The 19,380-nt window shown below is 43.7% G+C and carries 28 protein-coding genes; 27 read left to right on the forward strand and 1 reads right to left on the reverse strand.

The features are described 5' to 3' along the window. Positions 1–22: 22 nt before the first annotated feature. From C161_RS08285 to C161_RS31450, 25 genes are all read left to right on the forward strand, one after another. Entirely contained in the window at positions 23–208 is a 186-nt protein-coding gene (locus tag C161_RS08285; protein ID WP_036610391.1) for a hypothetical protein, read from the forward strand. Beyond that, the gene (locus tag C161_RS08290) at positions 205–696 is read left to right on the forward strand and encodes an NUDIX hydrolase (protein ID WP_036669482.1); all 492 of its coding nucleotides are present in this window, start codon (positions 205–207) and stop codon (positions 694–696) included. Before C161_RS08285 ends, C161_RS08290 begins: the two co-directional genes overlap by 4 nt. Positions 697–710: 14 nt before the next feature. Then, positions 711–1,280 carry a phosphoglycerate mutase family protein gene (locus C161_RS08295; RefSeq protein ID WP_036669485.1) on the forward strand — a complete coding sequence of 190 codons (570 nt, stop codon included), beginning with the start codon at positions 711–713 and terminating at the stop codon, positions 1,278–1,280. A 94-nt stretch (positions 1,281–1,374) separates the two neighbouring features. Next, a complete protein-coding gene (locus C161_RS08300) occupies positions 1,375–1,890 on the forward strand; it encodes a nucleoside deaminase (protein ID WP_036669487.1) in 516 nt (171 codons plus the stop codon). 26 nt (positions 1,891–1,916) lie between these two features. Continuing rightward, a complete protein-coding gene (locus C161_RS08305) occupies positions 1,917–2,459 on the forward strand; it encodes a GNAT family N-acetyltransferase (RefSeq protein ID WP_036669490.1) in 543 nt (180 codons plus the stop codon). 77 nt (positions 2,460–2,536) lie between these two features. Next, entirely contained in the window at positions 2,537–3,430 is an 894-nt protein-coding gene (locus tag C161_RS08310) for a PhzF family phenazine biosynthesis isomerase (RefSeq protein WP_036669492.1), read from the forward strand. Between the two features lie 26 nt (positions 3,431–3,456). Further along, positions 3,457–4,218 carry an aminoglycoside adenylyltransferase domain-containing protein gene (locus tag C161_RS08315; RefSeq protein WP_036669495.1) on the forward strand — a complete coding sequence of 254 codons (762 nt, stop codon included), beginning with the start codon at positions 3,457–3,459 and terminating at the stop codon, positions 4,216–4,218. Between the two features lie 4 nt (positions 4,219–4,222). Further along, on the forward strand, positions 4,223–4,675 hold the full coding sequence (locus C161_RS08320; RefSeq protein WP_036669498.1) for a GNAT family N-acetyltransferase: 453 nt from the start codon (positions 4,223–4,225) through the stop codon (positions 4,673–4,675). Positions 4,676–4,728: 53 nt separating this feature from the next. Next, entirely contained in the window at positions 4,729–5,568 is an 840-nt protein-coding gene (locus C161_RS08325) for a GNAT family N-acetyltransferase (RefSeq protein ID WP_036669499.1), read from the forward strand. Between the two features lie 30 nt (positions 5,569–5,598). Continuing rightward, positions 5,599–6,189: an HD domain-containing protein gene (locus tag C161_RS08330; protein ID WP_084650103.1), complete on the forward strand. Its 591-nt coding sequence runs from the start codon at positions 5,599–5,601 to the stop codon at positions 6,187–6,189. 42 nt (positions 6,190–6,231) lie between these two features. Continuing rightward, the gene (locus C161_RS08335) at positions 6,232–6,687 is read left to right on the forward strand and encodes an NUDIX hydrolase (protein ID WP_036669503.1); all 456 of its coding nucleotides are present in this window, start codon (positions 6,232–6,234) and stop codon (positions 6,685–6,687) included. Positions 6,688–6,703: 16 nt separating this feature from the next. Then, positions 6,704–7,033, forward strand: a complete 330-nt coding sequence (locus C161_RS08340; RefSeq protein WP_051449651.1) for an HIT family protein — start codon at positions 6,704–6,706, stop codon at positions 7,031–7,033. Positions 7,034–7,211: 178 nt separating this feature from the next. Further along, positions 7,212–7,355: a hypothetical protein gene (locus tag C161_RS32745; RefSeq protein ID WP_200869410.1), complete on the forward strand. Its 144-nt coding sequence runs from the start codon at positions 7,212–7,214 to the stop codon at positions 7,353–7,355. A gap of 108 nt (positions 7,356–7,463) precedes the next feature. After that, the gene (locus C161_RS08345) at positions 7,464–8,243 is read left to right on the forward strand and encodes a hypothetical protein (protein WP_036669507.1); all 780 of its coding nucleotides are present in this window, start codon (positions 7,464–7,466) and stop codon (positions 8,241–8,243) included. A gap of 137 nt (positions 8,244–8,380) precedes the next feature. Then, complete coding sequence (locus C161_RS08350) at positions 8,381–9,055, forward strand: zinc dependent phospholipase C family protein (protein ID WP_036669509.1); 675 nt, start codon at positions 8,381–8,383, stop codon at positions 9,053–9,055. A gap of 104 nt (positions 9,056–9,159) precedes the next feature. Beyond that, complete coding sequence (locus C161_RS08355) at positions 9,160–9,582, forward strand: hypothetical protein (protein WP_036669510.1); 423 nt, start codon at positions 9,160–9,162, stop codon at positions 9,580–9,582. Positions 9,583–9,609: 27 nt separating this feature from the next. Next, entirely contained in the window at positions 9,610–10,188 is a 579-nt protein-coding gene (locus C161_RS08360) for a GNAT family N-acetyltransferase (RefSeq protein WP_051449652.1), read from the forward strand. Positions 10,189–10,485: 297 nt separating this feature from the next. Further along, on the forward strand, positions 10,486–10,983 hold the full coding sequence (locus tag C161_RS08365) for a PH domain-containing protein (RefSeq protein WP_036669512.1): 498 nt from the start codon (positions 10,486–10,488) through the stop codon (positions 10,981–10,983). Continuing rightward, positions 10,980–12,542 (forward strand): PH domain-containing protein, encoded by a 1,563-nt coding sequence (locus C161_RS08370; RefSeq protein ID WP_036669514.1) that lies wholly within the window; start codon positions 10,980–10,982, stop codon positions 12,540–12,542. Before C161_RS08365 ends, C161_RS08370 begins: the two co-directional genes overlap by 4 nt. Positions 12,543–12,624: 82 nt before the next feature. After that, positions 12,625–13,401, forward strand: a complete 777-nt coding sequence (locus C161_RS08375; protein ID WP_036669516.1) for a Cof-type HAD-IIB family hydrolase — start codon at positions 12,625–12,627, stop codon at positions 13,399–13,401. Between the two features lie 109 nt (positions 13,402–13,510). Further along, positions 13,511–13,681 (forward strand): YHYH domain-containing protein, encoded by a 171-nt coding sequence (locus tag C161_RS32300; protein WP_094030640.1) that lies wholly within the window; start codon positions 13,511–13,513, stop codon positions 13,679–13,681. Positions 13,682–13,775: 94 nt separating this feature from the next. Continuing rightward, complete coding sequence (locus C161_RS08380; RefSeq protein ID WP_036669518.1) at positions 13,776–14,237, forward strand: GNAT family N-acetyltransferase; 462 nt, start codon at positions 13,776–13,778, stop codon at positions 14,235–14,237. After that, complete coding sequence (locus tag C161_RS08385; RefSeq protein ID WP_036669520.1) at positions 14,224–14,886, forward strand: HAD family hydrolase; 663 nt, start codon at positions 14,224–14,226, stop codon at positions 14,884–14,886. Before C161_RS08380 ends, C161_RS08385 begins: the two co-directional genes overlap by 14 nt. Positions 14,887–15,141: 255 nt before the next feature. Next, positions 15,142–15,654, forward strand: a complete 513-nt coding sequence (locus C161_RS08390) for an NUDIX domain-containing protein (RefSeq protein WP_051449653.1) — start codon at positions 15,142–15,144, stop codon at positions 15,652–15,654. Next, entirely contained in the window at positions 15,654–16,325 is a 672-nt protein-coding gene (locus C161_RS31450; protein ID WP_051449654.1) for a DUF3298 and DUF4163 domain-containing protein, read from the forward strand. Before C161_RS08390 ends, C161_RS31450 begins: the two co-directional genes overlap by 1 nt. A gap of 300 nt (positions 16,326–16,625) precedes the next feature. Here C161_RS31450 and C161_RS08400 read toward each other — a convergent pair whose 3' ends face one another. Beyond that, entirely contained in the window at positions 16,626–17,786 is a 1,161-nt protein-coding gene (locus C161_RS08400) for a glycosyltransferase family 4 protein (RefSeq protein WP_235193766.1), read from the reverse strand. 209 nt (positions 17,787–17,995) lie between these two features. Here C161_RS08400 and C161_RS08405 point away from each other — a divergent pair, with 209 nt between their 5' ends. Together C161_RS08405 and C161_RS31455 are read left to right on the forward strand one after the other, a co-directional pair. After that, entirely contained in the window at positions 17,996–18,565 is a 570-nt protein-coding gene (locus tag C161_RS08405; protein WP_036669526.1) for a DMP19 family protein, read from the forward strand. A 27-nt stretch (positions 18,566–18,592) separates the two neighbouring features. Then, complete coding sequence (locus C161_RS31455) at positions 18,593–18,877, forward strand: hypothetical protein (RefSeq protein ID WP_156946094.1); 285 nt, start codon at positions 18,593–18,595, stop codon at positions 18,875–18,877. The last annotated feature ends 503 nt before the right edge of the window (positions 18,878–19,380 follow it).

Genomic DNA, 19,380 nt, shown 5'->3' on the forward strand with positions numbered 1-19,380 from the left:
ATACATACCGGAGGTCAGTTTTATGACATTTTATGGAGTAGCCTTAATTGCAACAACCGCAATCTTAATTATTATAGGTGTTCGAAGCAAACGGAAAGTAATTCTTAGATGGGGCATAGCCAGTTTAATTTTATTGCTCGTACTCATCATTCCCTCATTCATCATGGGATTCATGGACGGATTTGCTGATGGATGGTCAGCGAGATGACCACTGCAGATAACAATAATGTATCGTATGAACAAAATAACAACAAATTCAACTTCCGTGTGGCAGGTATTGTGATGGATGCGGGAAGAGTTCTTTTGCATACGACTGAACAGGATGATTTCTGGAATCTGCCCGGAGGTCGGGTGAAATTAAACGAGACAACAGAAGCGGCTATTGTGCGAGAGATGATGGAGGAACTGGGTGTTCATGTAGAAGCGCAAAGGCTCGCATATATTAGTGAAGATTTCTTTGAATATGATGGTCTGAAGTATCATGAAGTTGGCTTTTATTATCTCATCACATTGCCGGAAGCCCATAAGCTATATAGTGAAACCGAATTCAAAGGTTTAGAAGATAACGGTAAGTTAACTTTCCAATGGTTTTCCTTGGACGAACTAGAGCAGATGGAAGTATATCCTGTGTTTTTGAAAAAGGAACTGACTAATCTCCTTGATGCAAAAGGCATCAAACACTTCATTCAGAAATAGAGGGATAGGTGCCTATGGATATTACATTTATTCGTCATGGTCATGGCGAACACTTGGTAGATTACCCAAATCAATTAAATTGCCTGCACCCTGGCCTCACTGAATTGGGAAAAAGTCAGGTTATAGCGTTGCGTAAACAAGTGGTTTTTGCTCCTGAAGACGTCATTTTGGTTAGTCCAACGAAACGTACTATTGAAACAGCACAACTCCTAACCCCTAACAAAAATCTTGCGTTCTTCAGCCCACTGGTTGGCCCAAGAATGTTTCCTCAGAATCCAGAGTTTGTTCCTTTCGTCTGTGATCAGATCTATTCCAAGGAAGAGCTCAGCCATCAGTATAGTGACATAAGAATGCTTAATTTGGGGTTGGATTATTGGGAAGAAAGTATTAATCAGATGGATGCAGATCGGTTCCAGATATTAGCTGAACAGCTTCTTGAGTGGTGCAGGCAACAGAGCGGCAATACGTTTATCATTTCACATGACGGTACGATATCGAACTACAGGATATTACTTGGAGAAAAAGAGTTAACCAAAAGTGATTTTCTTGGTGAAGCAGGGCAGTACACGATCAGGAACTTTTAACGATCTAAGAAGATCCCATCAATCTCTTTTACTACACATTAACACAAGGAAGCTGCTTTATAAGCGACTATAACTGCACTTAGGGGGATTTTAAATGAAGTTATCGGATTATGAATATTTAACTTTGGCTCTGGAAGAAGCAGAACAATCACTTACGGAAGGAACGTATCCGATTGGTGCGATAATCGTGGATGTGGATGGGATTGTCGTGAGTAAAGGCCGGAACCGAGTCTTCTCAGATTGCGACCCCACCGCACATGCTGAGGTGGATGCCATTCGTCGGGCAGGAAAACATTTGCTGGATGTAGAGAAGAAGAAATTCTCGAAGAAGAAAGACTTGACGCTTTATACTACCTGTGAGCCTTGTCCCATGTGTTCGTGCACCATATTAATATCGGGGATTAAGAAGATTGTATGGGCAGCAGATGATGAAGAATATGGCGGGCTTCGACGTTTCAAGGAAGGGCCCCATTTTATCCATATGTTTGACACATTATCCTGCGTTGCAGCACCATACCTTGATCTGGAAAATAAACAGAGAGCATTGCTCGCCAAATGGAATATTAGTAGAGGTTTGCTTAATACAGAATGGGAGATTCCTAAACAATGATCTTTTTATAAAGGAGATGAATTCACATGGAATTCGTGGGAGAGAAGGTAAGAATGACATCAGTCACAGAACAGGACCTCGACTTCATATGTCAACTTGAATGTGACACAAATATATGGAGCTTTGAGGAAACTGTTGAAACGGATGAGGAAAAGGTCCGTGAGAAATATCGCAGCCATTTTGCTGTCGCAGATGAGAAACCGTATGCCTATGATTTCGTTATACGCCGCATAAATGATCCGGAAGATACCCCCATTGGTATAGTTCAGATGTGGAGTTATGTGGATTACCGAAAAAGCTGGGAACTTGGATTCGCTGTACTTTCAGAATACGCAGGCAACGGATATGGGAGCGAGGCTACCCGTCTTTTGTTACGATTTGCGTTTCAAGAGTTACAAGATCATAAGGTCGTCGGCATGTGCAATTCACAAAACGTTCGCTCAGCCGCACTGATGCAGCATGTGGGTATGACACGGGAGGCCATCTTCCAGGAAGAGCTATGGTGGAACAATCAGTGGACCGACCAGTACTTTTTCTCGATTTTGGATAGAGAATTTAAGTCTGTCTAATAGGTACGGGAGGAAATAAGATGACTACGTTGGTTCTGTTGTGTTTCTCGTAAATTAGGGCAAAGGTGGTTATAACCATGGGGAGAATTACGGTTTATCATTATGATGCTTTCTCTACCGTTCCCGGTCAAGGTAACCCGGCAGGAGTGGTTTTTGATGCTGATCATTTCAGTGAGACGGAGATGCAGCAGATCGCTTATAAGGTTGGTTTTAATGAGACGGTATTTGTGTTGAATTCTGAAGTAGCTGACGTCAGATTACGTTATTTTACACCGGGCCATGAGATTAATCTGTGTGGTCATGCCACAATGGCATCACTGTATGGTTTGAAGACGCGTGGGATGTTGAGTGACAAAGAGTTAATCACGATTGAAACCAATGTAGGTACATTACCCATACGATTTGAGCGCAATGCCGACACCATTTACATGGAAATGAAACAGGATCAGCCGCAGTTTATACCATTCCAGGGGGATATCGAGAAGCTGGTAAGCGCCATCAATCTCACTCTGGATGATGTTGACCTTTCTACGCCAATCGTTTATGGAAGTACAGGAGCCTGGACGTTATTAATCCCGATTCGTGAACTGAACTCCTTTATGAAAATGAAACCGGATTCTTCCCTGTTCCCAGGAATTTTAATTGAAAATCCCAAAGATTCCCTGCATCCCTTTTGTTTCGAAACCCGTGATTTCGATGCGATGATGCATGCCAGACATTTTTCATCACCATACTCAGGTACTACGGAAGATCCTGTGACTGGAACAGCCTCCGGGGTGATGGGTGCCTATTATTTAACCTATGTGAAACCGGAGATTGATGAGGTACAGTTTGTGATAGAGCAAGGGCATGAGATTGGAAGAGATGGAAAGGTTCAAGTGAGTGTGATTCGGGATGGTGAGGATATGGATGTCAGAATGAAGGGGACAGCTGTATTTATGCGTGAACTAAACGTTGAATTGGACACCTGATCATATACATGAAGGAGAGAGTCTTGTTGAATGAAAAGACTGTTTTAGATAGCGTTACTTGTGTCTTGAAAGAAGAATTAACGGACGCCTCGGTGGGGATCTATCTACACGGTTCTATGGCCATGGGATGCTTTCATCCAAATCAGAGTGATATCGATATATTGGTCGTTAGCCGGGAAAAGCGATCTGCTGACACCTATCGAAGGATAGCAAAAAAGCTAATGCATATTGAAGATGAGATGCACATTACGAAAGGTTTTGAACTCAGTATTGTACTGGAATCTACGATTGTAAGTATGGCATACCCTACTCCTTTCGAATTTCATTATTCTGCCTATCACCGGGAGAAATATCGAACGGATGAGCAATATCTCTGTGGCGGATATGAAGATCCGGATCTGGTAGCACATATGGCGGTCATCTATGATCGAGGTATTGTGCTGGATGGTAAACCCATTAAGGATCTGTTCCAACCGGAAAATCGTGAACATATGATTGCCTCAATCACATCGGACGCGAGTTCAGCTATGGAAGAAATTGTGGACAACCCAGTCTACTATGTATTGAATCTGTCCCGGGTTCTCTTGTATGTGGAAGATTCAGTCATTCACTCTAAGCGAGAAGCAGGAGAATGGGCTCTCACAGAGCTTCCCGCTAAATACACGGACGTCATCTCACAATGTCTTGCAAAGTACAATGGTGATTTGGAGAATGTGAATTTGAGTGAAGCCTTACTTCGGGAGTATGCGGAATATATGTTGAATCAGATCCAATTGAAGGGAGATTAACATTTTGCAAATTTTTGATATTCGGCAGAAGCCGGACGTGCTGCAAGAAGCAGTACAGTATTTCTGGAAACAATGGGGCTCGGAATCAAGCTTCCATTTCTATCGGGATTGTATAGAGCGTTCTGTGGATACAGAGAGTGATGTACCAAGATTTTATGTGATGTTGGACGGAGACCGAATTATCGGTGGGTGCGCTTTGTTGCGAAGTGATCTGAATAGCAGGCAGGATCTTTTTCCCTGGTTTGCGTGTCTTCATGTTGATCCAGAATATCGGGGCCAGAATCTGGGTGGACAACTTCAGACCCATGCGATGAATGAGGTGAAAGCAAAAGGGTATGACAAGCTGTATTTGTGTACTGATCTGACTGATTATTATGAAAAAAATAACTGGGCCTATATCAGTAAAGGATATTTGCTTGATGATGAAGAGACAAGAATCTATGAATATAAGATTTAATAGAGGTTACACACGCTTTATGGCTTTGTCTTGAATTCGGGAGGAATGAACCTATGATTACCGAGATTAATAAACATGATTTCCACAAAGTAAAACATCTCACGGACTCGTGTAAGAATATTGAAGTCAAAGCGGTGGCGTATGGCTTGAACCCGGGACGTATCTATGTAGATGATGCAGAAAATATCACAGCAGCTCTAATTTGGGTACATGGACAATCTGGTTTTCAGTTGATCGGCGACTCTCGAAGTGAGCCCTTTCTGAATGAATTGAAAGAGTACATGCGGGAACGTATAGAACCTGAGTTATTGGACTTACATATGCATGCTGTTGAAATTGGTGTGGTGGACGAAGCCTGGGAAGATGTTCTTCAGCACATCTCTGGGAAAAGAGATATCTCCAGTGATATTCAGCATGTATTCAAGTTGAATCCAAATTCGATAAGTCAGCAAGTACCTCTCGACATATGTGCTTCACAGGACGAGGAAGTCAGAATTCTCAGGATAGATGAAGTACTATTAGGAGAGAAAAGATATAACAATTCTCCATTCCTGAAAGATAAAATCTCTCACTTTTGGACGACAATAGATGATTTTTTACAACATGGCTTTGGCTATATTGCAGTGCATAATGATGATATCGCGAGTGTTTGCCTTTCTGCATTTATCGCAGATCAGACACATGCGGTTGATATTGAAACGGTTGAAGTATACAGAAGAAGAAATTATGGTGCGATGGTGGCCAAAGCTTTTGTAGAAGAATGCGGTCGTGTAGGTATACATCCGTATTGGGATTGTTCACCGGACAATGCGGGCTCAATTCGTCTGGCACAGGGTGTTGGGATGTCACTGGATTTTAACTATAGAGTTTACTGGTATGATCTATCCACGTAGATAGGTATGAGACATGAAGGAGGGTGTGCTGTGAGCGAATCATTACAGGATCAGATTCAATTTCTCATTGAGATTGATAAACTCAAAACGATTGAACGAAAGACGAGAATTATGCATGGTGAGAGACTTGAAAATGATGCAGAGCATTCCTGGCATCTGGCGATGATGGCCTTGGTTCTACAGAGTCACGCCAACAAGGATGTGGATATGCTCAAAGTCATTAAGATGCTTCTCGTTCATGATCTGGTTGAGATCGATGCCGGAGATACTTTTGCCTACGATACGGTGGGGAACACGGATAAATATGATCGTGAACTCAAAGCGGCTCATCGGCTGTTTGGTATGTTGCCTAAGGAACAGGCTGAAGAACTACTCCAGTTATGGTTAGAGTTTGAAGCAAAGCAGACGCCTGAAGCACAATTTGCCTCATCTCTTGATCGGTTGCAGCCTCTTATCCACAATCATCAGAATGAGGGAGATACGTGGCAGAAATATAACATTACAAGTGAACAGGTGTTAAACAGAAACCGTGAAATTGCGAACGGTTCCGAAACATTGTGGGAGTATGCGCAGCAGCTTATTCAGAAATCCGTGGATCAGGGAATCTTGACCAAATCATAAGGATACGTTTCACGTATGCACTTTGAAGAAGGAGGAGCATGGATGGGATATATCATGGAGCTAAGAAAACTGGTGGGACCGCGTCCTCTAATTATGGCGGGCTCATGTGTACTCGTTTTCAACGAGGAAGGTCACCTGTTGCTACAAAAACGTACAGATAGCTTGGATTGGGGGACACTTGGGGGATCCATGGAACCCGGGGAGTCTTTGGAGGAAACAGCTGCGCGGGAATTGTATGAAGAGGCCGGACTGAGAGCGGAATCGTTCAAACTCATTAGCATTTTTTCAGGTGAGGACATGTACTATCAGTATCCACATGGTGATGAAGTTTACAACGTCATGGCTGTTTATGAAGCTGCAGGTATCAAGGGCAGCCCAACCATTATGGATGATGAAGGTCTGGAACTCCGATATTTTGATCTGAATCAGCCGATCCCTGAGATCAATCCGTTTACGGAATATGTGTTGAAGAAGGCAGGATATATCAGAACTCACTAGTAAGAGGGGGGATATTATGACACAGGACTTCTATTGTGATGAAGTGCTGAGTGGTAAAACGCAAGTCAAAGTTGTCATGGAAACAAATAACGTTATGGCTTATCATCACACTCGGCCATACTACAAGCATCACATTGTTGTAATTCCCAAGATTCATATTCAGTCCTTCATTTCAGAAGAGGAAGAGAATAATGATGAGCTACTCATAGAAATGATGCAGGTCATTAAAAAAGTAGCTGCTGACTTGTTAGCTCAGACAGGCTCATCGAAGATTGTAACTAACTTGGGCAGTTATCAAGACTCGAAGCATCAGCATTGGCATATAGTCAGTGGTGAACGAACTTAGAAAACTGTATACCGGATTAACAAACTTCCACCGTTCACTTACGGATGTGGAAGTTTTTTTCGTTTTGAATCAATAAGTACACCGAATGACTTTTACATCCACCATAAAAGTTAAATGAGGAAAAATATGCTAGAATAGGGAGTGGTAGTTTAATAGGTTCATAGGAGGAATAACAATTATGATTACGATATTTCTAATGTTGATTAATGTGCTGTTATACGGACTGGGTGTGTATGCACTGATCCTGTTTATTAAGCTTGCCCAACGTGGGATTCAGGCATTGGATATCTACCTGTATGAGAAACGCGGAGAGCGTTTCTAACGTTCACCATCTCATACTCGAACAGAATTATCATTTTTCTCTCAGTGTTTTATCTTTCCTATTCTAGTATGATTAACGCATCAATCCAGTAAAGAGAGGGTTAATGACATGGATGCTTTTTTAGAGCAAATTAACGAGTTAAACAAGCTTCAGAAAGACTTGGTTAGCCTACATCCTTTGTTTGCAGAACATTATCCAGTGGTTGTAGCCTATGAAGCTTTATTATATATCTATGATTATTCGTCCAAAACGCAGCAATATGAGTGGGTGAAGACGGTACCGGACGATTTATATATTCCTGATGAATGCCTTGCCGCAATGCCGGTGCATCATATGAACGGACGAATGTGTGCGATTGTAACGGATGCAGCGTTCAAAGATCTGGAGCAGAAAGTCTATCTATTCCACGAATATGTTCATTGTTATGTATATGAGAAATATGATGAGCGGATCGTCAACCGTCTTCAGATTAAGCATAAAATGGACCAGCTGAAGCGCGTAACATGGGAACTGGATTATGAGTTTCCGTATGAAGATGAAGTCGTTGTGGAACGGATTAACTCATTGTTGTCTGCTTTGAAGAGTAAAGACCTGACACAAGTACAGACAGCTAGAAAGGCGCTGTTCCGTTCATTAAATGAAGAACAAGCCGAGTATTGGAGCTGGTTGGAGTGGAACGAGGGTTACGCGCGTTATATTGAGAATCTGATTCGGGCAAAATTCGGGCAGGAAAGCAATCATATGGGAGACACAGCTCCGTTTAACCGCTTGATGTTCTATGAGTGTGGGTCGGAATATATTAGTCTGCTTGTGAAGGAGCATCCGGAGTACCATACGGATCTGGAGCAGCTGTTTGACCGCATGCAAGTTGAGAGAATTCAGGGATAATCACGCATCTACGGTGAAAAAAAGGTGGAACCTAGCGAAGTCTCACTATTCTAGTGATCTGCGTTGCACCAGTAGGTTATATCGTTTCTTTTTACTAAGTATAGTAGAATACTTCCCGATAAAAGGAGATTAACTCTATGCCGTTACCTATGGTTCATCTCAATATTGCTAATCTGATTGCAGACTCGCTGCAAATTCAGGCTGATCGAGGTTCATTCTATCTGGGGAATATCGCCCCAGATTCCATACATATGCGCGAAGGTACAACCAGAGATGATAAGGAATACACCCATTTCAACCCAAAAGATGATGGAGATTACGTTGGTGAATTGAAGGATCTTTACTCATTCTATATGCAACAACTTACCGATGAAGGATGGAAGTGGTTTGTGCGAGGATACTTTATGCATGTGCTAACAGATTATTACTGGTTCCGTAGTGTGCATCCCGAATTCGTCGAACGGGTCAACAAGGTAGATCAACATACAGACAGTAGCAGATCGAAGGATGAACTGGCGCGTTTATATTACCAGGAGACGGACCAGATCGATTTTAATCTCTATCAAGGTTCAAGTTGGAGCGAAGAGGTATGGCAGGTGCTCAACAGTTCACCGGGTTATGACATGACGGATCGGTTAACTGCCGATGAGATTGTACGCTGGCGGGACCACACGTTTTCTTTTCTTAATGGGGAAGAACCAGGAATTACTCCTGAGTTCATCACGGGTGAGAGAGTTCAGGTATTTGTGGAAGAGACCGTAGAGCGACTGATCGCTTTGTTGTTTTCATGGGACCCGGAGTTACGTAACTGAATATGACTACAGAAAGTTTAGTGCAATTGAGTTATTAGATACTGTATCTATTACTTCTCTGTTCATTACTTGTCTAATTAACACGAAGTCGGGAGGAACACAGTATGGTGAGATATGTAGGCGTGTTGCTCATAGTCGTCATTGCCACGTTCATTGCAGGGTGTAGCAAACCGAATGAATCGAACGCGGAAGAAGGGCTTCCTGTACTGATCACTTTAACGTGTAATCCCAACCTTGCCTTGGAACCATGCCAAGATGTTGTGTTTGATCGATCTGACGAGATTCGAATCATGATGGAGGCCATACATAAGGCAGAGCGTATGCCAGGTATTATTGATTATGGTACGCAGTACAAGATGAGCATAACAAATGCGGACAGCTCCATAACAAGGTATGATTTTTCACTAGGAATGGATCCCAAGATGCAAGGCTTGTTAGTAAACGAGGAAGACACGCATACTGGATATAGCATTCCTCTTGAGGATGCGAATCAACTAAGAAGACTGATTCAGCGACGTATAGATTAAGAAGGTATATGGAACGGAGAAGAACCTGTGGATGACAAAATCACCATTGAACCTTTGAAACAATCGGATGCAGATGGAGTGTATCAGGTGTTCGAGACAACCATTCCCGCAGCATTTGATCAGGAGGGAATAGGCTCGCTTCTGGATGATATTCAGGATGAAATAACACAGAAAAAAGCGATGATTCACAAGGCATTGCAAGCAAAGGACAGCATCAAAGCAAGTGTGTTTTTCCTCGTCGCCAAAATGGGAGATGTTATTGTAGGCACAATCTCGTATGGACCGTGTGGTAAGGAGATTCGAGAATGTACAGAGGGCCGGCTGAACGGTATCGGAGAACTGGGTAGCCTGTATGTGGTGCCCGAGGTTCAAGGACAGGGGGTTGGTTCGGCGCTCATTTTTGCACTGGTTACTGAACTGCAACGGCTGGGAATTCAGCAATTTTGTCTGGATAGCGGTTACCAGATCGCACAGAAGAAGTGGCAACGCAAATTCGGTGAACCCTATGTGGTGGCGAACAACTATTGGGGCGAAGGAACAGATCATATGGTATGGCTGTGTGAAGTACAGGATTTTATAGAGGTTGTTCAAAAAGCCCGCTTTTGATTACGAAGGATGCCTAGTGGCATCATCAGCATCGAATATGGAATTCAGCCGAAATGTCCGTTGCTCACGTAGTTTTCCCTACGCTCCGCTACTCCATTTCTAGCTTCATCCCATCTTCTCGGTACTGAAAACCAGTCTTTTTGAACATGCACTAAAGTAAAATGAAATGAACAAAAGAGATGACGACCTGTATTGTATAGGGGTCATCTCTTTATCTTTTTGCATCGATCGTGGACGATTGTTCGTACATTGTATCATGTGTGTTTTTATGTACCCGAGGAAAAAAGGAGTGAACATATGTCAATCCAGTGGAATACACCCGAGCAACGGTTATCTCCTAATGCAGTAAACCTGTGGAGAATTAGCGCCATCATATGGAATGTAATAGGTTTCCTGATCCTTGCCGTACTGTTAATACTCGACTCCATCTATGGATGGAAGACGTGGATTGGTTGGGTTTTGTGGGGCGTTACGGCCATATCAGTGCTTTATGCGGTGTGGGATATTTTCATCCAGCCTTCATGGTTATACAAGCATTGGTTCTATGATGTGAATGAGGAGTTCCTGCAACTGAAGCGTGGGGCGCTAACCAAGGTACATCAGATCATCCCCATGGCGAAAGTGCAATCGGTTACAACAAATCAGGGACCTTTAATGCGAAAATATGGACTCTATTCCGTATCGGTTGGCACGATGGGTTCATCGCATGAAATCCCGGCATTGCCAGAGGAAGTCGCGCTTGCACTCCGTCATCAGATTGCGTCCTATGCGCGGATTAATGAGGTGGATGAATGATCGATATGAAGCGACATCATCCATTAACCATGCTGTGGAGCTTGTGGAAACGGGTAAAGAATTGGTTCGCTATCGTCCTTTTTTTGTTTGTTTTCCGTCAGGGCTCGGAGTCCCAATGGATATTCTATGGAAGAATCGCTTTTTATGTAGGTGTCTCCATTAGCATCCTGTCCATGATCCTGAAGTGGTTCACCTCGCGTTATGCAGCAGACGATACAGCCTTTCATATCTACAGTGGTGTGTTTAATCGTACCCGAAGAACGATACCTTATACGAAGGTCCAGAATGTGAATCGTCATACAACGCTGTTTCATCGTTTGTTCAGGGTGACGTCGATTCGATTCGAGACCGGAATTAAGGGAGAAGATGCTACCTTTCAGCTACACGTTGTTTCACTTTCCGAAGCGGAACAGCTGGAGAAAATTGTAGCAGGTCATATGGCTGAAGAAGCAGAAACAGCAGGAGCAACAGAGGAACATGATACGTTGGATGCAGTTCAGATTATGGAAGAGAGAGAGGCGCAATCCAAACCTTTTATAACTGATGAAGTCATGTCTCTACCTGCAAAAGAAAAACAGGAACGGGTTGTTCATTATCATTCCACCCGCAAGGACATATTCAAAGCATCCTTTACCTCGCTTAGTTTTCTCGTACTGATTCCGGTTCTGGCTACGCTCTATTCCTGGGTGAAGGACTTCTTCCCTGATGAAGAAGTAACGGAAAGTTTGTTATTAACCTGGCTTGATTCCTGGTGGATTGCCGGTTTGATGATTTTAGTTTTATTGATCATATCTATTGCTCTGGGCATAGTCAGAACCTTCGTAAAATATGGAAATTTCCAGATCACCTCGGATGCCAAACGGATCTATATCTCGAAGGGCATGATGGAGCAAACGTCATTTTCAATCTTGAAAGAGCGAGTCCAGGCCGTGAAAATTACACAGTCACCGATGAAAAGGCTGCTTGGATTAGCGGAAGTAGAACTGACCACTGCAGGTAGTCTGGGGGAATCCGAGCAGGAGGTGAACTCGCTCTATCCTTTCTTGCCTGTGAAGCAAGCCTATACCCTGATTGAGGAGATCCTGCCATCCTATCGGGTTACGCAGGAGATGGAAAAACTTCCACGAATATCACTATGGCTGCGCCTGCTCAAACCAAGCTGGGGGTGGATCATAATTACGGGTTTATTGTGGTATTTCAAACCATTGGTGTTTGGGCAGAAACATGCCTGGTGGATGATTTCCGCGATTCTGCTCGTGTGGATTGCAACATGCAGAGTGATGGACTTTTTCCATACCCGATACATTCTGCATCAGAATTTCATTCAACTTCGAACCGGTGCGCTCACGTCAACCCTCTTCATCTCCAAACGTGAGAAAGTCATCGAAGTGCAGATCACCCGTAATGTGTTACAGCGTTGGTTCGGTGTGGCTTCCATTCATACGGTAAACCGCGCCAAACCAGTACTGCATCATCGGGCACATGACATTTCCCTGGATACGGCGAAATCATTTCAATCATGGTACATGGGACGTACCCAAGATGTTCAGACCCGTTAATCACAAGAGCAAGTGCAGGAAGACCAAACAAGGTTATTCTGTGCTTGCTCTTTTTAATTGAAGACAGAGGAGGAAGTACATTTTGATTAAAGCTGTGTTCTTTGATGTGGACGGTACATTGCTGAGCGAAATAGATCGGAGTTTATCACCGCGTACTGCTGAGTCGATCCGGGAATTGATTCGTAAAGGCGTTCAAGTCGTACTCGTCACAGGCAGGCCCTATAATTTATGCGAAGAATTCAGAAATCTCGGAATCGATACAATCATTTCGGCTAATGGGGCATTGATCAAAGCAGGTGATGAAGTGATACATAAGTCTGTACTTTCAGCACAGATGGTTAGAGCATTTAGTGAGTTTGCCGAGTTGCATGGGCACAGTATTTCATATTTTACAGAGTCATTTGAGACGAACGGGTTGTGTACAACAGATGGTCGTGTTACTGACGCTTTAAGAGATACGCTTGGACTTATGGATTCCCCACAGAAAATCAGCACGTTGGAACAGGACGTATATTGCATTTGCTTATATGCGGATGAAGCGGAGACGGAGAAATTCCAGTCCAGATTTCCTTCCTTACGATTCGTGAGATTCCATCCGTATGTAGTGAATGTGCTGGAAGCGAGCGAAGTCAGCAAATCTATAGCCGCAGAGAAAGTTCTCGACTACCTGAAGATATCCAGAGAGGAAACAATGGCCTTTGGCGATGGGGAGAATGACGTGGATCTGCTAGTGTATGCGGGAATCGGAATTGCGATGGGAAATGGCGGAGAACGGATTAAACAAAGCGCTGATTATGTCACCCTGCGGGCAAGTGAAGATGGGGTCTTCCATGCATTGAAGCAATTTAAGGTTTTATGAGAATGGATCGGCTAAAAAGATGAAGGATATCCAAATTGTGGATTTTCATGTAGAATGATATAGCACGTATTAAGCCCTAAAGCATAGGGTGTTGATCGAAGGGTGACTTATGAAAAAGGTTGTTATCGTAATCCTGTCTCTTGTCGTACTTGTTGGTGTATCCTCTTCCGCTTATGCTCATCCAGGCAGACTGGATAAGAACGGTGGACATAACTGTTCAGCCAAATCCAAACAAAAGGGTCTGTGCACGGGTTATCACTATCACAAAAAGAAAAAATGAGAATGAGCTGTACAAGATAAACCTGGCCATCGTTCAATGTATGGTTGGGTTTGCATGTGTACCATTGATTTAAAATGATGGAGGCGGTTACACCATGCAGATACAGGAGATATCGGTATGGAATCATGACGATTTAGTGGCGATGCTGGTCGAAAGCTCCAGTGAGGGGTTTAGACATATCGAGCGATTAATCCATGAATATGAGACAGGAATCAATACATTCGAGCAAGAAGATGAAGCGCTTTTTGAATGCAGAGTGCACGATAAGGTGGTTGGGATCTGCGGTCTGAACAGAGATCCTTATTCTGAAGTGACTGATACCGGAAGAATTCGCAGGCTTTATGTGATGAGAGAATTTCGAAGACATGGGGTTGGGCGCAGGCTGATGGATGCGATTATTCATAAAGCGGAAAAACATTACGCTCGACTGGTTCTGTACACAGATCAACCGGTTGCTGGATCTTTTTATCACAACTTGGGATTTAGAGAAGTGACGAGTATGGAGAAGATAACTCATGTATTGGAATTGGGGGAGAAGAGTGATGGATCATATTAAAGCGGTTATTTTTGATTTGGACAATACAATTCTGAACAGAACGATGACCTTTGACGGCTTCACGCAGAGTTTGATTAAAACCTATTTTGGTCACCTTGAGTCAACCGAAGATATAAGCAAACGAATTATTGAACTCGACCAGGATGGTTATAAGGACAAACCCTTTCTGTTCAACGAGTTGTTGCATGAACTGCCCTGGGCAGAGCATCCGCCACATGCAGAACTGATGGAGTTCTATGGCAGAGAGTATGTGCGAAGTTCAGTTCTGATGGAACAGGCGCGAGAAGTCGTTCAGCATCTTCGGGGGAAATACCAAACCGGGTTAATTACCAATGGGCAGACCGATATTCAGTATGGGAAGATCGATCAACTCGGTATCCGGGATGATTACGACCATATTATTGTTTCAGAAGAGGCGGGAGTCAAAAAGCCCGATCCACGCATATTTCAGCTTGCGCTCGATCATTTCGGTCTAAGCCCAGAGCAATGCATCTACATTGGCGATCATCCGGTGAACGATATTGAGGGAGCGGCAAGCGTAGGCATGAGCACCATCTGGATGAAGGTCAACCAGCCGTGGCAGGACAGGATTACGACTAGTCCTTTACATACGATTGAGCATCTAAGTGAGCTGAAGAAATTGCTTTAGAAGACGGTTATATAAATTGAATATAACATTTACACAAAACGTAGAGGACAGAAATAACCTGAAGAAGCGGAGCGGTCGCCTTTATCCCCGGATTTACCCTTTAGGAAAGGAATCAAAAAATCTGGGGATAACAGCGATCGGAAGGTTGTTCTGTCATCGGAGTGGCTAGTGTAAATATTCTTTAGTTAAGTTTATATAGATAAAGATTACTATAAACAAAGTTTGGAAAGCGAGGAACATATGGAGATTAGACAGATGGCTACAGCGTTTTTGAGCAATGGCTCAGAGATGCTGATGATGAAGAAGGCGGGTAGCAGATTGTTTGAGTTTGAATTCTGGGGTGGCATTGGCGGACATCTGGAACAAGGGGAACTGAACGTACCCATGAGCGCCAGCTATCGGGAGATTGAAGAAGAGACCGGGTTCAAGCAAGAGGATGTCGAACACTTTCGGCTTCGATATATTCTGTTGGAAGTTAACGGTGGTGAGATTTGGCAGCAGTTTGTATATTTCGGAGAGACCACGCATCGACATTTTGTGCCCTCGGATGAAGGCGAGTTATTCTGGATACCACTGGATGAGGTGTTGGACTTACATTCGTCTATTCTGATCAAAGCAACGCTTAGGCACTATTTACAACACCCAGGAGCAGAGGACATCTGGATTGGAAACGTTCAGAGGGGAACAGACCTAAAGAACACTCCACAGGTAATATGGAACAGAATGCAGGAAACGATATCATTTGAGCCAAAGGGGGTTAATCGATAATGTTGAAATATAGAATGGAAAGAAAAAAATTGAGATGGATAAATTACCTGTTGATCACTGTACTGATTGCTATCATTCTTCCGAGTAGTCATGTAGAGGCAGGCAGCACGATTACAGTGAAAACGAAGGTCCAATATTATAAAGGACAGCCATACATACATCTAACAGGTGGAAATAAATCTGTGACGGATAAACTGAACAAGACATTTAAACTCCACGCAGTGAAAGCAGCTCGCCTGGACAAAGAAGAAAAGAAATCAAACAAAAAATATTTCTACATCACCATGGCCAGTGTAAAATACAATGCAAAAGAAAAGTTATCTGTGGTATATGAAGATCATGTGTACACTGGCGGAGCACATGGAATGGATGCAACAAAATCATATAACTATGACATAAGAACGGGGAAAGAACTGAAGCTAAGCGAGTATGTTAAAGACGATACTCAGATGGAGAAGGTAGAGAAATCAATCTCCAACAGTCTATTAGCCATGTATAATGCAGGAGTTTCTATTTTTGAAGAAAATATTTATGATTTTCAGCTTGATCAAACATCTGAATTCTTTTTATATGACAAAGGTATCGTCATCCGATTCCACCCTTATGAGGTTGCACCCTACGCTAAAGGGTTTGTAGATATCAAAGTCCCGTTCAGTAAATTCAACCAATAGATTGTTTGCAATAAAAGGCATGATCCAGTTCAATGAGGTCATGTCTTTTTCTATATATACAATCATTCAAAATACTCTAAATAATTTCAATAACTTCGGCTTCTATGTTTCTACATACCGTGTAAATAGCTCAACCCGATCCAAGATGCAGGGTTTGTTATGAAGCATATTGGAAACATGTTTCAGGCTGACCGTAGCAGAGTGTAAATACTATGGCAGCCTGAACGAGCGAACCGGTTTAATTTTGCATAGGGCAGAGGTGGTAGTTATGGGTTTTTGGAAGAAGATGATTTCATAAAACTACGCTGTAATAATTCGATCTTTCGTTTGTCTGTTCCGATGTTCTATCGCTTCCTCATAATCCCCGATCAGTGTATCAAAAATATGCTCCCACGACCGCTGCTCAGCCAGCTTTCTGCCTTCCAGTCCCATCATCCTCAATTGGTTCACGTGATTTCCCCAGAGACATATCTCCCGAATCAGTGCATCAGCCTGACCTGGCTCGAATAACACACCATTGCGATGGTGGGATACCAGATCCTTTACACCTCCAGCATTGGCCGCCACCACAGGGAGTCCTGAAGCCATCGCTTCCAGTACCACATTGCCAAATGTCTCCGTAGAGGAAGGAAACACAAACAGATCTGCCGAAGCATACATAACAGCAAGTTCTTCGCCATGCATATAACCTGTAAAGGTGACATTGGGTGGGGATTGCAGACGCATTTTCGGGAGAGATGGGCCGTCGCCAACGATGATCCAGTGTACACGGGACTGCATTTCCTGGGGCAACTGCTGCATGGTAGTCGTGAGAGTAGCGATATCTTTTTCCGGGGCAATGCGTCCAACGTAGAGTAGAATAAGGGGAGCGGTGATGTGGTATCGTTCACGGATATCCGAGCTGCGTTTATCAGGGGAGTACAGGTTGCAATCAATCCCGCGAGACCAAAGTTTCAGACGCTGAATGCCTTGGGTTTGCAGGGTGTTTAACGTTTCCTGCGATGGAGTTAGGGTTGCATCACAGGCACGGTGGAACCACTGGATATACTTCCAGTAGAGAGGAATCATACTTTTCAACCGGTAGTATTCGAGATAACGATCGAAGTGGGTATGGTAGGAGACAACATGGGGAAGATGGTGTTTGAGGGCATACCTCAGACCAAGCAACCCCATATTAAAAGGTGTGGCGATATGCAGCAGATCGGGTTGAAAGGTTTGTAGCTGCTTGTGCGTGTCTGCTCTGTTGGGTAGAGCAATGCGGCATTCGGGATACAGAAAAAAAGGGATGTTGGCAACCGATCGGACTTGAGTCTCATGGCTTCCTTCAATGACGGAGTTCGGAGTAAACAGCAGATGTTCAATTCTTCTGCGGTTCAGATGGTTACTCAAGCGGTGGAGCGTGCCAGCAACACCATTGGTTTCCGGAAGATAGGTGTCTGTGAACAAGGCCAGGCGCATCATTACCCCTCCCAAGACTTGTGATGCCAAGATCATAACAGCGGAACATTTTCCAGAGGTCAAGTGCATGTTAACTTGACGATATTCCCTGTAAAATGACTTCGGCACGAACATGTAAACTTCCATAAGTTCAACTTATATAGCGTATTCTGATATGATGTAATAACGTGTCGGCGTATATATAGAAAGAGAGATACAGGAGGCAGAGAAAGATGAACAAGTTACAAGAAGAATTGCAGGAGTTGTTACCACTTGATCAGCTTGAAGAGATGTCAGGTGAAGAAGTGGTGGGGAGTGTTGCCATGGACCTTTATCGGGCTGAATTTTCGACGATTCGAGAGAGTGGGTCGGAACTTCCGCAAGTATTGCGAGATATCATTCTAATCATTGATCTGGATACCGAGCTGTCCATGAACGGGATGACCGGTTTCCTTGAGAATTCCAGCGGACAGTATCTCGGTGAGACGATAACAGCTATGGAGCGGATCGGCAATGATGCAGATGCCGTGATCCTGAAGAAGATAGAGCAGATGTTGTCCGAAAGCGGTGTAACGCACGGGCAATTACGAGATAATGTGAATGGCCTGTCCGAAGATGACATCACGACAAGCCTGCAAACACACGGGGAACAGATTCATGAGGTATTACAGCAGATTGAACTGGAAGCCGCGAATTTGAGCATGCAATCGGATAACGAAGAAAGCTTTGACCTGCTGTATCAATATGTGGACGAAAATAAAGAACGTTTGAAACAGGAGATGCAACACGTTTTGTCTAATTGAGTGGGAAGAGGAGGCAAAATGACAATCATGAACAAACGATTAGCGCTGGAATCCTTTTTGGTTACCTTGTTATTCATCATCGGTTTTGTAGCTTGGAATGTCGTTCAAGGCATGATCATGACCATGAATTATGTACCTGATCTCATGAACACCGCTTCTTCGGGTACTCTATTGCAATCCAAGGTTGCTTTTGGAACTATGGTTCAGTGGGATACAACATCCATGATCATGGCTGTTGCCGGATTCGTTTTGCTCGCTGCAGCATATTACGGTCTTCGATCAGGAATGCAGCGTTGGACACAGCGTTCCTGATGTTTTATCCGCTTAGAGTCCAGGTTCTGTACTTACTTAAGCTGCCTTTGCAGCGCACCATTGAAATTCATTTGCAATTGCCCTGAGTCCATTAGACTCAGGGTTTTTGCTATGGCGCGTGCCCAGAGGCACGCATGATCTTGTTGGTGAAAGTCCAACCCAAGGAGGGGCCAAGCCACCTTGGTAGCTAGGATGCTTGCATATGGCGAAATCTGTGTGCAAAAGCGCATCGACAAAAGTACCTGTCAGAAACAGGGCGAGCAACAAGCCAGGCCGTAACATGAAGTGAATCCTGCCGCGTCGTCAAAAAGGCCCTGCAAGGGGGAAAAGAAGGTGCCGAGTCTCGGTCATATAGATGAAGGCCAAGGAAGCTGTGCAGAACTTGGAACAACAGTGAAGAACCTTCCGGCGTAAAGGGAGCGGCATGGCTTGAAAGATCATGCAGTGAACTGGGGAGACCCTCCCCCACACGGATTTTTTTTTTTTTTTTTTTTTTGGAATTT

The sequence above is a fragment of the Paenibacillus sp. FSL R5-192 genome (genome assembly GCF_000517845.1).
In the GTDB taxonomy this organism is placed as follows: Bacteria; Bacillota; Bacilli; order Paenibacillales; family Paenibacillaceae; genus Paenibacillus; species Paenibacillus amylolyticus.

What these genes read in the sequence shown, in the direction of transcription:
- C161_RS08285 (WP_036610391.1), top strand. Translation starts at nt 23, where the DNA reads ATGACATTTTATGGAGTAGCCTTAATTGCAACAACCGCAATCTTAATT.
- C161_RS08290 (WP_036669482.1), top strand. Translation starts at nt 205, where the DNA reads ATGACCACTGCAGATAACAATAATGTATCGTATGAACAAAATAACAAC.
- C161_RS08295 (WP_036669485.1), top strand. Translation starts at nt 711, where the DNA reads ATGGATATTACATTTATTCGTCATGGTCATGGCGAACACTTGGTAGAT.
- C161_RS08300 (WP_036669487.1), top strand. Translation starts at nt 1,375, where the DNA reads ATGAAGTTATCGGATTATGAATATTTAACTTTGGCTCTGGAAGAAGCA.
- C161_RS08305 (WP_036669490.1), top strand. Translation starts at nt 1,917, where the DNA reads ATGGAATTCGTGGGAGAGAAGGTAAGAATGACATCAGTCACAGAACAG.
- C161_RS08310 (WP_036669492.1), top strand. Translation starts at nt 2,537, where the DNA reads ATGGGGAGAATTACGGTTTATCATTATGATGCTTTCTCTACCGTTCCC.
- C161_RS08325 (WP_036669499.1), top strand. Translation starts at nt 4,729, where the DNA reads ATGATTACCGAGATTAATAAACATGATTTCCACAAAGTAAAACATCTC.
- C161_RS08335 (WP_036669503.1), top strand. Translation starts at nt 6,232, where the DNA reads ATGGGATATATCATGGAGCTAAGAAAACTGGTGGGACCGCGTCCTCTA.
- C161_RS08340 (WP_051449651.1), top strand. Translation starts at nt 6,704, where the DNA reads ATGACACAGGACTTCTATTGTGATGAAGTGCTGAGTGGTAAAACGCAA.
- C161_RS32745 (WP_200869410.1), top strand. Translation starts at nt 7,212, where the DNA reads ATGATTACGATATTTCTAATGTTGATTAATGTGCTGTTATACGGACTG.
- C161_RS08345 (WP_036669507.1), top strand. Translation starts at nt 7,464, where the DNA reads ATGGATGCTTTTTTAGAGCAAATTAACGAGTTAAACAAGCTTCAGAAA.
- C161_RS08350 (WP_036669509.1), top strand. Translation starts at nt 8,381, where the DNA reads ATGCCGTTACCTATGGTTCATCTCAATATTGCTAATCTGATTGCAGAC.
- C161_RS08355 (WP_036669510.1), top strand. Translation starts at nt 9,160, where the DNA reads ATGGTGAGATATGTAGGCGTGTTGCTCATAGTCGTCATTGCCACGTTC.
- C161_RS08365 (WP_036669512.1), top strand. Translation starts at nt 10,486, where the DNA reads ATGTCAATCCAGTGGAATACACCCGAGCAACGGTTATCTCCTAATGCA.
- C161_RS08370 (WP_036669514.1), top strand. Translation starts at nt 10,980, where the DNA reads ATGATCGATATGAAGCGACATCATCCATTAACCATGCTGTGGAGCTTG.
- C161_RS32300 (WP_094030640.1), top strand. Translation starts at nt 13,511, where the DNA reads ATGAAAAAGGTTGTTATCGTAATCCTGTCTCTTGTCGTACTTGTTGGT.
- C161_RS08380 (WP_036669518.1), top strand. Translation starts at nt 13,776, where the DNA reads ATGCAGATACAGGAGATATCGGTATGGAATCATGACGATTTAGTGGCG.
- C161_RS08385 (WP_036669520.1), top strand. Translation starts at nt 14,224, where the DNA reads ATGGATCATATTAAAGCGGTTATTTTTGATTTGGACAATACAATTCTG.
- C161_RS08390 (WP_051449653.1), top strand. Translation starts at nt 15,142, where the DNA reads ATGGCTACAGCGTTTTTGAGCAATGGCTCAGAGATGCTGATGATGAAG.
- C161_RS31450 (WP_051449654.1), top strand. Translation starts at nt 15,654, where the DNA reads ATGTTGAAATATAGAATGGAAAGAAAAAAATTGAGATGGATAAATTAC.
- C161_RS08400 (WP_235193766.1), bottom strand. Translation starts at nt 17,786, where the DNA reads ATGATGCGCCTGGCCTTGTTCACAGACACCTATCTTCCGGAAACCAAT.
- C161_RS08405 (WP_036669526.1), top strand. Translation starts at nt 17,996, where the DNA reads ATGAACAAGTTACAAGAAGAATTGCAGGAGTTGTTACCACTTGATCAG.
- C161_RS31455 (WP_156946094.1), top strand. Translation starts at nt 18,593, where the DNA reads ATGAACAAACGATTAGCGCTGGAATCCTTTTTGGTTACCTTGTTATTC.